General features: G+C 43.9%; 12 protein-coding genes. 10 read left to right on the top strand and 2 right to left on the bottom strand.

Annotation, left to right across the window (positions count from 1 at the left end; translation table 11 throughout):
- The 10 genes from PO830_RS09980 to PO830_RS09935 all read left to right on the top strand — a co-directional run bounded on the left by PO830_RS09980 (position 1) and on the right by PO830_RS09935 (position 10,209).
- Entirely contained in the window at positions 1-1,446 is a 1,446-nt protein-coding gene (locus tag PO830_RS09980; protein WP_272853419.1) for an alpha-amylase family glycosyl hydrolase, read from the top strand.
- A 110-nt stretch (positions 1,447-1,556) separates the two neighbouring features.
- Positions 1,557-2,543 carry a 6-phosphofructokinase gene (gene pfkA, locus PO830_RS09975; RefSeq protein WP_272853418.1) on the top strand — a complete coding sequence of 329 codons (987 nt, stop codon included), beginning with the start codon at positions 1,557-1,559 and terminating at the stop codon, positions 2,541-2,543.
- A gap of 10 nt (positions 2,544-2,553) precedes the next feature.
- Positions 2,554-3,549: a type I glyceraldehyde-3-phosphate dehydrogenase gene (gene gap / locus PO830_RS09970; protein WP_272853417.1), complete on the top strand. Its 996-nt coding sequence runs from the start codon at positions 2,554-2,556 to the stop codon at positions 3,547-3,549.
- Between the two features lie 4 nt (positions 3,550-3,553).
- The gene (locus tag PO830_RS09965; RefSeq protein ID WP_272853416.1) at positions 3,554-4,423 is read left to right on the top strand and encodes a BadF/BadG/BcrA/BcrD ATPase family protein; all 870 of its coding nucleotides are present in this window, start codon (positions 3,554-3,556) and stop codon (positions 4,421-4,423) included.
- A gap of 42 nt (positions 4,424-4,465) precedes the next feature.
- Positions 4,466-6,031 (top strand): glucose-6-phosphate isomerase, encoded by a 1,566-nt coding sequence (gene pgi, locus PO830_RS09960; protein WP_272853415.1) that lies wholly within the window; start codon positions 4,466-4,468, stop codon positions 6,029-6,031.
- Between the two features lie 81 nt (positions 6,032-6,112).
- A complete protein-coding gene (locus PO830_RS09955) occupies positions 6,113-6,481 on the top strand; it encodes a hypothetical protein (RefSeq protein ID WP_272853414.1) in 369 nt (122 codons plus the stop codon).
- Positions 6,481-7,140, top strand: a complete 660-nt coding sequence (locus PO830_RS09950) for a hypothetical protein (RefSeq protein ID WP_272853413.1) — start codon at positions 6,481-6,483, stop codon at positions 7,138-7,140. Before PO830_RS09955 ends, PO830_RS09950 begins: the two co-directional genes overlap by 1 nt.
- Entirely contained in the window at positions 7,101-7,910 is an 810-nt protein-coding gene (locus PO830_RS09945; RefSeq protein ID WP_272853412.1) for a sensor histidine kinase, read from the top strand. Before PO830_RS09950 ends, PO830_RS09945 begins: the two co-directional genes overlap by 40 nt.
- A 24-nt stretch (positions 7,911-7,934) precedes the next feature.
- Positions 7,935-8,606 (top strand): response regulator transcription factor, encoded by a 672-nt coding sequence (locus PO830_RS09940; RefSeq protein WP_336375869.1) that lies wholly within the window; start codon positions 7,935-7,937, stop codon positions 8,604-8,606.
- A gap of 58 nt (positions 8,607-8,664) precedes the next feature.
- A complete protein-coding gene (locus tag PO830_RS09935; RefSeq protein ID WP_272853411.1) occupies positions 8,665-10,209 on the top strand; it encodes a YifB family Mg chelatase-like AAA ATPase in 1,545 nt (514 codons plus the stop codon).
- 2 nt (positions 10,210-10,211) lie between these two features.
- On the opposite strand, the gene PO830_RS09930 is transcribed toward PO830_RS09935, so the two are convergent.
- Together PO830_RS09930 and PO830_RS09925 are read right to left on the bottom strand one after the other, a co-directional pair.
- Positions 10,212-10,385, bottom strand: a complete 174-nt coding sequence (locus PO830_RS09930; RefSeq protein ID WP_272853410.1) for a hypothetical protein — start codon at positions 10,383-10,385, stop codon at positions 10,212-10,214.
- Positions 10,382-12,601 (bottom strand): peptidase domain-containing ABC transporter, encoded by a 2,220-nt coding sequence (locus tag PO830_RS09925; protein ID WP_272853409.1) that lies wholly within the window; start codon positions 12,599-12,601, stop codon positions 10,382-10,384. The genes PO830_RS09930 and PO830_RS09925 overlap by 4 nt, the downstream gene beginning before the upstream one ends.
- Positions 12,602-12,611: the final 10 nt, after the last annotated feature.

Raw genomic sequence — 12,611 nt, 5'->3', positions numbered from 1 at the left:
ATGAAAACGATTTCCTCTTTTTGCATGGTATGGGTCCTCTTCTTCGGAATAGTGGCTTGTAATGATGAAACTAAAAAAACGGTGGAGACGGAAACGGAACCACAGTCAAGCTACACCCCTATTAACGACAGTGTGTTGTCGAATGCGGTTATCTACGAGGCCAACATTCGGCAATATTCTCCGGAAGGCACCTTCGACGCGTTCACTGCCGATATTCCGAAACTAAAAGATCTTGGCGTACAAATTATTTGGCTCATGCCCATTCACCCCATTTCGATGGAAAAACGAAAGGCACAAGGCGATCTGATGGTTTCTGAAATTGAAGATCTGGAAGAACGCAAAAAATACCTGGGAAGCTACTATGCCGTGGCCGATTACACAGCGGTAAATACGGAGTATGGAACTAAAACCGACTTTGATAAACTGGTAACCACAGCGCATGAAAACGGAATCTATGTTATCTTAGACTGGGTTCCTAATCATACGGGGTGGGATCACCCTTGGATAACCGAACACCCAGAGTATTACACCCAGAACGAAGCTGGAGAAATTATCGATCCGCTGAATAATGAAGGAGAATCCTGGGGCTGGACCGACGTAGCCGATTTGAATTATGACAATGCCGAAATGCAACAAGCCATGATCGCCGATATGCAGTATTGGATTACCGAACATGACGTGGATGGGTTTCGTTGCGACGTAGCTCACGGCGTGCCGCAAGCGTTTTGGGAGAAGGCGATTCCCCGATTACGTGAGGAGAAAGATATCTTTATGTTGGCCGAAGCGGAAATCCCCGAAATCATGACCGGTGATCTGTTTGAAATGTCGTATGCCTGGGAAGGACATCATATTTTGAATGAAATAGCGAAGGGGTCAGCAAATGTTGCGGCTTTTGACTCCTATATGAAAGATCGAGAAGAGAAATGGGAGGCCAATGATATCTTGATGAACTTTGTGACCAATCACGACGAAAACTCATGGAATGGTACGGTGAATGAACGCATGGGGGATGCTCAGGATGCCCTGTTGGCACTTACCTATACCATGCCCGGAATGCCGTTGATCTACAGCGGGCAAGAATACGATATGGACAAGCGATTGCGATTTTTCGAAAAAGATACCATTCCAAAAGAAAAAGGGCGTGTTTGGCCCTTGTTGGAAATGCTCGGCCAGCTCAAAACTACGCATCCTGCGCTGGCTGGAGGGAAAACACCGGCTTCCTATGAGCGACTCGAAACCTCGGATGATCAACACCTTTTGGCATTCCGAAGAAAATCTGGCGATCGAGAAGTCGTGTATATCGCAAATCTGAATGCGCAACCCAACACCTTTACCGTCAATGCTTCCGGCAACTACACCCAACTCATGACGGAAGAATCCATGGAAATTTCTCCCGATTTGACGCTTGAATTTGCGCCCTGGCAATACGTCATATTATCAAATTAACAGTAAGGGAGCCACTATTTTACGGCTTCCTTATTTTTTTTTCAAATCGAAAACGTTATCGATGATTTTCTCGTTTGTCATATGAAAATATTGCTATAGTTTTACACTACATGAGCAATAAAATACATCGTATTGCAGTACTTACAAGTGGGGGAGATGCCCCCGGTATGAATGCTGCTATTCGCGCCGTTGTAAGGGCGTGTGCGTATCATAATTTAGAGTGTGTTGGCGTCTATCGGGGCTTGCAAGGTTTAATTGAAGGCGACTTCAAAGAGTTGGGCCCTCGTTCGGTAAAGAATATTATCAATCAAGGAGGGACGTTCCTGAAATCAGCACGTTCAGAAGAGTTTAGAACCAAAGCAGGACGACAGGAAGCGTACGATCGCTTGATCGAAGCAAAGATTGATGCGATGGTTGTTATCGGCGGGGACGGAACGTTCACAGGAGCTAAAATCTTTAATGATGAGTTTGATTTCCCCATCGTAGGCATGCCGGGTACCATCGATAACGATATCTACGGAACGGATTACACTATTGGGTATGATACCGCTTTAAATACAGTCGTTGAAGCTATCGATAAGATTCGCGATACGGCGAATAGTCACAACCGACTCTTCCTCGTGGAAGTGATGGGCCGTGATGCCGGTGATATTGCGCTCAATGCGGGTATTGGCGCCGGGGCTGAAGAGATCCTCATTCCGGAACAGGATATGGGGAAAGACCGATTACTAGCTTCCTTAAAGCGCAGCCGGAAATCGGGAAAGACCTCCAGTATTGTAGTCGTGGCAGAAGGCGATCAAATAGGTAAGAACATTATGGGATTGGCCGATTACATTCGGGAGAATCTCGACCAATACGAGGTAAAGGTTACGGTGCTGGGGCATATTCAGCGTGGCGGCCGACCCAGTTGTTATGATCGGGTGTTGGCAAGCCGACTGGGAGTGGGAGCTATAGACGCCTTGCTTCGCGGTGAGCGCGATGTGATGATCGGGATCTCACATAATAAAATTGTATCGGTACCCTTTTCCGACGCTATAAAGGGAGACAACGAAATAGATTTAGACTTAATACGAGTAGCAGATATAACCTCTGTGTAAATATAATATTATGACAAAAATTGGAATCAACGGCTTTGGTCGAATAGGAAGAATCGCTTTTAGAATAGCAGCACAAAATGATAATGTTGAGATCGTTGGGATCAATGATCTGTTAGACGTAGAACACTTAGCGTATTTACTGGAATACGACTCGGTTCATGGAAAATACAAAGGCACCGTGGCGGTAGAGAATGGAAATCTTGTGGTGGACGGAAAAACGATTCGCGTGTCGGCTGAAAGAAATCCGGCCGATCTGAAGTGGGATGCTGTAGGAGCTGAGATCATTATCGACTGTACCGGAATTTTTACCACCAAAGAAACGGCTGCTGCGCATTTGGAAGCCGGTGCTAAAAAAGTAGTGATTTCTGCGCCGTCCAAAGACGCGCCTATGTTTGTTATGGGTGTTAATCACAACGAAGTGAAGCCTGAAGATGTCATCGTTTCCAATGCTTCCTGTACCACCAATTGTTTGGCGCCCATGGCCAAAGTGATCCACGATAATTTAGGGATCGTAGAAGGCTTGATGACTACCGTACACGCGGCTACTTCAACACAATATACGGTAGATAGTCCGTCTAAAAAGAACTATCGCTTAGGCCGAAGCGCTATGGCCAATATCATTCCAACCTCTACCGGTGCTGCTGTTGCCGTAACCAAGGTGATTCCTGAGCTTAAAGGAAAACTTACCGGAATGGCGTTTCGTGTTCCTACCACCGATGTTTCGGTTGTGGACCTAACGGTACGTACTGAAAAATCGGCAAGCTACGACGACATCAAAAAATTATTCAAAGAGGCTGCAGGTGGTGCCTTCAAAGGGATTATTGATTATGTAGAGGATCCGGTGGTCTCTCAGGACTTTGTGAGTGACCCCAATACCTGTAACTTTGATGCCGATGCCGGAATCGCCCTTAATGACAATTTCTTTAAATTAGTAGCCTGGTATGACAACGAGTATGGCTATTCTTCAAAATTGATTGACCTCGCTTTACACGTAGCAAGTATATAAGCTTATGACCTTAATTGCAGACGGCGGTTCTACGAAATGTGATTGGATTTTACTTCGGCCCAATGGGGAAGTAGCCCTTAAAACCCGTACCCGGGGCCTCAACCCGGCGGTGGTGCCTCCCGAAGATCTCTTAGAACGGTTACAGGAAAATCCCGACTTGATGGAAATTACTTCGGAAGTGCATTACGTGGACTTCTACGGTGCCGGATGCGGCACCAAGACGCCCAATCAGATCATGACCGATATTCTTAAAACGGTTTTTACGGAAGCAGAGGTAACCGTGAGCGAAGATTTAGCCGCGGCAGTACATGCGGCGACAACTGAGGCTGGTATTGTATGTATCCTTGGTACCGGTTCTAATAGCTGCTATTTCGATGGAAAGGAAATTCATTTAAGCGTTCCTTCGCTAGGCTACACTTTGATGGACGAAGCCAGTGGTAATTACTTCGGAAAACGTTTGATTCGCGACTATTACTATAAAAAAATGCCAGATGTGCTCGCGCGACAATTCGAAAAGCGCTTCGATCTGGATCCGGATGTAATTAAAACCAATGTTTACAAGCGGCCTAACCCAAATACCTATTTGGCATCTTTTGCAGAATTTATTTTTACTTCGGAAGAAGTGAATGGATATTTCTATAAATTGATTTCCGAAGGGATGAATACCTTTATTGAAAACAGAGTGCTTTGCTACAAGGAAGCGCAAAAGGTACCTATTCATTTTGTAGGGTCTATCGCACACTTTTCAGAAGAGATTATTAGCGATGCCTTGAAGCCTTACAATTTAGAATTGGGGAACATTATACGTCGCCCCATTGACGGACTTATCGAGTATTACCGAAAACACCGCTTAACCGGAGAAACCTCTTCATAACTCGCTCGCAACCCCTATCTTTGCAAGTGTGAACAACACCTTATGACATTTCCAAAAATTAACCCTACGCAGACGCAAGCTTGGGCGGCCCTGCAATTGCATTTTGAACAACTGAAAGCGGAACATCTGGTGGATCTCTTTCAGCAACAATCCACACGCGCTCACGACATGAGCCTTCAATGGGAGGATTTTTACCTGGATTATTCAAAAAATCGCATCGATAAGGAAACCTTGTCTCTGTTGTTTCAGTTGGCAGAAGAATGTCACTTGCCCGATGCCATCAAGGCGCAATTCAGCTTAGAAAAAATTAACGAAACCGAACATAGAGCGGTGGGGCATACCGCCCTTCGGAATTTTGAGGCCATGCCCAAAGAAGTTTCTGAAACGCTTGAGAAAATGCAATTTTTTTCTGAAAGTGTCATTTCAGGAGACTGGAAAGGATTCACCGGAAAACCTATCAAAACGGTAGTAAATATTGGGATTGGCGGAAGCGATCTCGGTCCGGATATGGTGTGTGAAGCCCTCAAGTATTACCGTAATCATTTAGAGGTTCACTTTGTAAGCAATGTGGATGGCGACCATGTGATGGAAGTGCTGAAAGATCTTGATCCAGAAACGACCTTATTTATCATTGTTTCCAAGAGCTTTACTACACAGGAAACTCTTACCAATGCCGCTACCATTCGGTCTTGGTTTTTAGAACAGGCTTCGGAAGCCGATATCGCCAAACATTTTGTGGCAGTCTCTACCAATTTAGACGCCGTGACCGAATTCGGTATTTCTTCGGAACAGATCTTCCCTATGTGGGATTGGGTAGGCGGTCGATTTTCGTTGTGGAGTGCCGTCGGACTCTCCATTGCGTGTGCTGTAGGCTACGTTCATTTTGAAGCGCTATTGCGCGGTGCACATGCAATGGACAAGCATTTTAAAGAGGCTCCGGCAGCGCAAAATATGCCGATAATTTTGGGGTTATTGTCGGTTTGGTATAACAATTTTTTTGAAGCTGAAACCGAATGTTTAGTACCCTATTCACAGTATCTAAGCAAAATGGTGCAGTATCTGCAGCAGGCTGTGATGGAAAGCAACGGAAAACATATCGACAGAAACGGGAATCCAATACCGTATCAAACCGGAACCGTGGTTTGGGGGAGCACGGGTACGAATGCGCAACATGCCTTCTTCCAATTACTGCATCAGGGAACAAAGTTGATTCCCACCGATTTCATCGCATTCTCAAATTCCTTGCACGGGCAGCAAGAGCATCAGGATAAGTTGCTGGCCAACTTCTTGGCTCAAACCGAAGCACTGATGGAAGGCACCTATCAGCAAGACCCAACAGATGCGTTCAAGAGTTTCCGAGGAAACCAACCTACCAATAGTCTTATTATTGAAAAACTCACTCCAAAAAACCTGGGAAGCCTCATTGCCCTGTACGAACACAAACTGTTTGTACAAGGGGTGATTTGGAATATTTACAGTTACGACCAATGGGGGGTACAACTAGGAAAAGTGGTGGCCAAGGATACATTACAAGCCTTGCAAAACCAGGATCCTGGGGAACTTTCAAACCTTTCGACCCAAAACCTGGTGAAACGAATTGTAGACTAGCTTCTTAATAATTGAAAATTTGTTGGGGGGATGCTTCCCTTTTTTCTAATTTTAATCTCTCAACCTTTTAAATTTTCAATCATGAGCAGTACTGACAAAAAAATCACCCTTTCCGAAGCACAATCGTGGACCCAACAATGGAGAAACGACGAATCAACGTACAATGCACACAATGAGTGTAATGCATTTTTAATTCCGGTACAGGACCTAAACGGGGTGCTGAAAGAGATGGGCAATCCTGCTGACGACTCAGATGCGTGTATTAGAGCGTATTTAGGAGTGGATCCTTCCGATAATACCGAAAAATTGATCATTGTAGGCACTGAGAAAGATCGCAGTGGGGTGTACCGCGATTTGCTACCCACCAGCGATACCGATACCACCTACAGTATTTGGGATTTTACCTCACCCTGTCCTCCAATTTGTGATCCAACGAGCGCGTTAAATTAATGGAGGAAGCCACATTATTAGATTCATTTATTACTGTAATAAGGAGCATTACAATTTTTGGCTCTGTAGTGCTCTTTATCATTTATGCAACGGGTTTATTTAAATTTGGCAAGGCTTATCGAGCATTTACAATTTATCTTTTTTCCGTAGGGATTATTCAACTGTTGTCTAAATACGGAATTTCTGAACTTGAATGGGAATCTAATTTGTTTTTATCTCACTATTACTTTATTTCTCAATTCATCCTATTGTCTTGGTTTTACAAGGTGTTGCTGCATCATCAATGGATTTGGATCGTCCTACTAGCAACCTTGGGGTTTTTAATTTATCAATATGTCGAGGATCCGGCTATGTACTATAGGTATAACCCCATGGGAATGGTGATAACACAGGTCATTCTCGTTTTTTATTCGCTCTTATACCTGTACCGCTGTTTGGCTGGAAATCAAATCTTCATGATCACCAATATTGGATTGTTCTTCTACTTGCTGTCAAGCACCTTGATTTTCGCTTCGGGGAATTTGGTATTGAACCTGGATGTACCGCCTGATTTTATACGATTGTTAATAAATATCAATCTGTTTCTTTACCTCGCCTTTCAAATTCTTATTTTAGTAGAATGGTGGAAGAATTATTCCAAAACGATTTTCAGAGCTTAAACGTTATCCTCGTGGCCCTTCTGGTCTTGGCAATCATGGCAGGCGCTGTGGTGTTGTTCTTTATCTTTTCTCGAAAACGAGTAGTGAATGCCGAACTAGAGCAAGCCAATCAACGTATTTTGCATCAAAAAGAATTACTACAAGCCACCATCGTTACCCAAGAAGAAGAACGCCAACGCATCGCCCAGGACTTGCACGATGCGATTAGTTCGAAATTAAACATCGTTTCATTGCATGCGAATATGTTGTCGGATACCCAGATTGCTTCGGAAGAAGCCAATTCCATCGGAGCACAGATCGTTGCGATTACCGGAACCGTGTTAGAGAGTTCTCGTAAGATTGCCCATGATCTGCTTCCGCCGACCTTATCAAAATTCGGACTCGAAGCGGCCTTGGAAGAATTATTTGACGAAGTTTCGGATACTAAAAAATTTGAATTGAAATATACGTTGGAGTATTCCGAAGAAACCCTACCACCGGAAGAAGAATTGCATATTTTTAGGATGGTTCAGGAACTATTCAACAATACTATTAAATATGCCGAAGCCACTACGGTCGTTGTGAAACTTACCACAACCAAAGAAGCATTGAACTTTACCTATCAAGATGATGGGAAGGGATTTGAATTGAAAGATGGTACAGCCAAGAGAGGTTTGGGGTTAAGCGGACTCCAACAACGTGCGGATATCCTGGGGGCGACGATTGTAATGACCTCGACAAGCGGACAAGGATTCAGCCTGGAACTCCATAAACCTTTGTCACAATTTTAGTATCTTCACCCTAAACTAATAACCGTGAACATACGAGTGGTCATAGCCGATGATGAAGAGCTTTTTCGAGTAGGGTTGGCACATATTTTGGCGCGTGATGAAGAGATTGATGTGATGCATCAGGCCACCAATGGAATTGAATTACTTGATTTTTTAGCAACAGCAAACCCGTTACCAGATGTCGTGATAACCGACATAAAAATGCCGGGACTTAATGGAGTAGAGGCTACCAAAAAGATGAATGAGCTGTATCAAGAAATTGGGATCATTGCCTGTACCACCTACAATACCAAACCCTTTATTCGCAACATGATCGATGTTGGGGCTAGTGCTTATCTGGTAAAGAATTCGCCTCCTGATAAAGTATTGCACACCATCAAACAAGTTTTCTACAACGGGTTTTATTACGACAACGAGGTCATGGCTATTTTGAATAAAAAATATGCCGATAAAAAGACACAAGACAAATCCGTTTTTGATGAGGATTTCTTGACCGATCGAGAAACGGAAGTCCTCGAACTAATCTGCAAGCAATTTAAGACCGCTGAGATTGCAAAGAAGCTCTTTATTAGTCCGCGTACCGTGGAAGTCCACCGAAAAAACCTACTTCAAAAAACCGGTGTTCGTAACATCGCTGGCTTGGTGATTTTTGCTATTCAGAACGAATTGATACCACCTATCATTATTGAGAACTAATTTACCTTAGTTTTCGTATCTTACCTTTTCAACAACTCCCATTTAAAACACACTGTGTATGCTTACCAAAGTATATGGGAGTGCCGTGTTTGGCGTGGAAGCGACCACCATCACGGTAGAGGTGAACACCGATATTGGAATTGGTTATCACCTGGTTGGCCTTCCCGACAACGCTATCAAAGAAAGCAATTACCGAATCGCTGCTGCCCTTCAGAACAATGGCTATAAAATTCCCGGAAAGAAGATCACCTTGAATATGGCTCCGGCCGACATGCGCAAGGAAGGCGCTGCTTACGACCTTACGCTGGCCATGGGTATTTTGGTGTCCACCGGACAGATTTCCGAAGAAAAACCGCTTTCGCAATACATCATTATGGGAGAATTGTCTCTTGATGGCTCGCTGCAACCCATTCGTGGAGCGCTACCCATCGCGATCAATGCCTTTGAAGAAGGGTTCAAAGGTGTAATTCTTCCGGAACAGAATGCGAAGGAAGCTGCTATTGTTGAAACCATCAATGTGTACGGAGCAAAGAACATTAAGGAGGTGATTGCTTTTTTCGCTTCGGAAACTTCTGAATTAACGCCTACCAAGGTAGATATGACCAAAGAATTTTACGAGCATCTGTCACAACCTGAATTTGATTTTAGCGATGTAAAAGGGCAGGAGAGTATCAAGCGCTGCATGGAGATTGCCGCTGCTGGAGGCCATAATATTATTCTAATTGGTCCGCCCGGTTCCGGTAAGACGATGCTAGCGAAGCGACTACCAAGCATCCTTCCGCCCTTAAGCCTTTCCGAAGCCTTAGAAACCACCAAAATTCACAGTGTTGCCGGACGTACCTTATCGGCCTCCGGGATCATGACGGCACGCCCGTTTCGGAGTCCGCATCACACCATTTCAGACGTTGCGCTAGTGGGCGGAGGAGGGTATCCACAGCCCGGTGAGATTTCCTTGGCGCATAATGGCGTGTTGTTTTTAGATGAATTACCTGAGTTTAAGCGTAGTGTTTTGGAAGTGATGCGACAACCCTTAGAAGATCGTGAAGTAACCATTTCCAGAGCTCGTTTTACCATTACCTATCCCTCGAGTTTTATGTTGGTAGCCAGCATGAATCCAAGCCCCAGTGGCTACTTCAACGACCCTACCTCCGCCATGACCTCAACGCCTGCTGAAATGCAGCGCTATTTGAGTAAAATTTCCGGTCCGCTATTAGATCGTATTGATATTCATATTGAGGTAACTCCGGTGCCTTTTGAAACCTTAAGTGAAGACCGAAAAGGGGAGAGCAGCGTTCAGATAAGAGAACGGGTGATCAAGGCCCGAGAGGTACAGGCCAAACGATTTGAAGAAATTGCTTCACTTCACTACAATGCGCAAATGGGAGTAAAGCATATTCGCTCTTTTTGTCGTATTGATGAGGCATCGTTAGCACTGTTGAGGTCGGCTATGGACCGACTGCAACTTTCAGCACGGGCGTACGACCGTATTTTAAAAGTAGCGCGTACGATCGCCGATTTAGATGTGGAAGAAAACATTCAATCACATCATATTTCGGAAGCTATTCAATATCGAAGTTTGGATCGAGAGGGGTGGTTGGGATAATTTTAGCGAACATAATAGTCGATGACCATTTGTAGTATGGATTTACCATCAATGGAAATAAAGCCTAATAGTACCAGAACCAGAGTAATGGTAGCTAAGATGAAATAGAGACCGTATCGCACCACCATAAAGCGGTTGCGATCCAGTTCTTTCTGCAGTTTTTTCGTCTTGCTCATACGCCTAGCTCTAATTGGTTTCTAACGAGGTTATAGTAGTCCTGTTGTTGCTCGACTAGTTCTTCGTGCGTTCCCAGTTCAACGACCCGTCCGTTTTTAAGCACCACAATCTGATCGGCATTTTTCACGGTACTGAGTCGGTGTGCTATGACCATCACCGTTTTTCCGTTAAAAAAAGATTGTAAATTATCGTGAATTACTTTTTCGTTTTCAGCATCTAAGGCGCTTGTAGCTTCATCGAAGAAGATGAAGTGTGGATCTTTGTAGACCGCTCGGGCAATAAGGATACGCTGTTTTTGTCCGCCAGAAATACCATTTCCTGCGGCACCAATCTTTGTTTTGAGTCCGAGAGGCAAGGAGTCCACAAATTCCTCAATATTTGCGATACGAATGGCCTGCCGAAGTTTCTCATGATTAATTTCTGCGTCACCAGTGGCAATATTACGTTCAATGGTTGCAGAGAAGATATATCCCTCTTGCATCACCACGCCGCAGTGGTGGCGCCAATAGGAGGGAGCTAAAGTATTTAGATCATGTTGGTTGACATGAATACTGCCTTGTGCCGGTTCATAGAATCGAAGCAGTAGTTTCATAAGTGTTGTTTTTCCGCTTCCACTAGCACCTACGATGGCCGTCGTTTTTCCTTCTGGCATAAAGAGATCGATGTCTTCTAACACATAGGGAGATTTGGGGCCTTCATACTGAAAATGCAAGTTGTTGATGCGAATACCCTTTTCAATCCCATTTTGATAAGAAAGCGCTTCTTTATCTAGAATCACCTGTCCGTCCTTTTCTTCATTCGGTTGATCTTGTACTTCACTTAGTCGTTCTAAACTTAACTTGGCATCCTGCAACGAACGGAAGAAATCGATGAGTTGATTTACAGGCGAGTTCATCTGACCGATGATATAGGCTACAGCGAGCATGGCTCCCAAGGTGATGTTACCTAGCACCACTTCGCGCGCAGCGATAAAAGTGACCAGAATATTTTTGAATTGATTGATAAAGTCGTACCCAATCAATTGAAACTGATTCAGTTTGAGGATACGTAAATTAACATTGAACAACTTTACCTGAATGCGCTCCCATTCTTCCCGTTTGTAGTCCTCGAAATTATTCAGTTTGATTTCCTGTACCCCATTGATCAATTCGTAAATAGACTCCTGGTTTTCACTACGACGTTGAAATCGATAGTAGTCTAAGATTTTTCTTTTTTTCAGAAATAACACCGACCACAAAATTGCGCAGGCCGTAAGAAACGTATAGACAAGCACAATTTTCACATCATAGTAGAACAGTACAAAAAAGAACACCGAAAAGTTAACCAAGGAGAAGAACGTCACCAGACTTTGGGATGTTAAAAACTCTTCGATGCGTTCGTGATCTTGGATTCGTTGATTAAAATCTCCAATGAGCTTAGTATCAAAGAATTTTATGGGCAGTTTTAGAATTTTCGCTAAGAACTCTGAGATGATCGTAATGTTGATACGGGTTCCCATATACAACATGATCCAGTTTCTCACCACTTGAATGACCATACTTCCTAAGAACAGAAACACCTGTGCTAACAAAATCAAAAAGATAATGTTAAGGCTATTATTGGCAATTCCTTTGTCGATGAGCGCCTGCGTAAGGAAAGGGAAGATTAGGGAAAAAATACTCCCGGCTAGTAGTCCCATGAACAATTGGGTAACTTCACGTTTATACGGCCGTAGGAAACTCAGTATGAACGATAGGTTGAGTTTCCTAGTTTTGATTTCTTCCGCTTCAAAAAAGGCTTCCGTGGTATTCAAAAAGAGAGTAACCCCTTCATTGTTATCTGTGATCCAGCATTTCTCAAAATCTTCTCGTCCTAAAGTAATAAGTCCGTGCCCCGGATCGGCGATATGAAATCGGTAGGTACCCGTCCATCGATTCCGAGTGATTCGATGTAAGACTACGAAATGGTTTTTATTCCAATACAGAATCACAGGCGATACAAAATTGTCGATGAGTTCTTGTATTGGGATCTTCACCGTAAAGCTGGCCAAGCCTATTTGCTCTGCCGCTTCGCTTATACCACGCATACTCACCCCTTCGCGGGTGATAAAGGAACTTTCCCGAAGGTAGGTGAGTGCATACTCTTTTCCATAATGTCTTGCGACCATTGCCAGACAGGCAGGGCCACAATCCATTTGATCGTATTGAGGAATAAAAGTAAATTTTTTGCGTAGCACGTGTTTAGAA

Source organism: Altibacter sp. HG106 (assembly GCF_028561755.1).
In the GTDB taxonomy this organism is placed as follows: domain Bacteria; phylum Bacteroidota; class Bacteroidia; order Flavobacteriales; family Flavobacteriaceae; genus DFVG01.
This window is presented reverse-complemented; position numbering and strand designations above follow the sequence as displayed.

What these genes read in the sequence shown, in the direction of transcription:
- PO830_RS09930 (WP_272853410.1), bottom strand. Translation starts at nt 10,385, where the DNA reads ATGAGCAAGACGAAAAAACTGCAGAAAGAACTGGATCGCAACCGCTTT.
- pgi (WP_272853415.1), top strand. Translation starts at nt 4,466, where the DNA reads ATGACATTTCCAAAAATTAACCCTACGCAGACGCAAGCTTGGGCGGCC.
- PO830_RS09955 (WP_272853414.1), top strand. Translation starts at nt 6,113, where the DNA reads ATGAGCAGTACTGACAAAAAAATCACCCTTTCCGAAGCACAATCGTGG.
- PO830_RS09945 (WP_272853412.1), top strand. Translation starts at nt 7,101, where the DNA reads ATGGTGGAAGAATTATTCCAAAACGATTTTCAGAGCTTAAACGTTATC.
- PO830_RS09965 (WP_272853416.1), top strand. Translation starts at nt 3,554, where the DNA reads ATGACCTTAATTGCAGACGGCGGTTCTACGAAATGTGATTGGATTTTA.
- PO830_RS09935 (WP_272853411.1), top strand. Translation starts at nt 8,665, where the DNA reads ATGCTTACCAAAGTATATGGGAGTGCCGTGTTTGGCGTGGAAGCGACC.
- pfkA (WP_272853418.1), top strand. Translation starts at nt 1,557, where the DNA reads ATGAGCAATAAAATACATCGTATTGCAGTACTTACAAGTGGGGGAGAT.
- PO830_RS09980 (WP_272853419.1), top strand. Translation starts at nt 1, where the DNA reads ATGAAAACGATTTCCTCTTTTTGCATGGTATGGGTCCTCTTCTTCGGA.
- PO830_RS09950 (WP_272853413.1), top strand. Translation starts at nt 6,481, where the DNA reads ATGGAGGAAGCCACATTATTAGATTCATTTATTACTGTAATAAGGAGC.
- gap (WP_272853417.1), top strand. Translation starts at nt 2,554, where the DNA reads ATGACAAAAATTGGAATCAACGGCTTTGGTCGAATAGGAAGAATCGCT.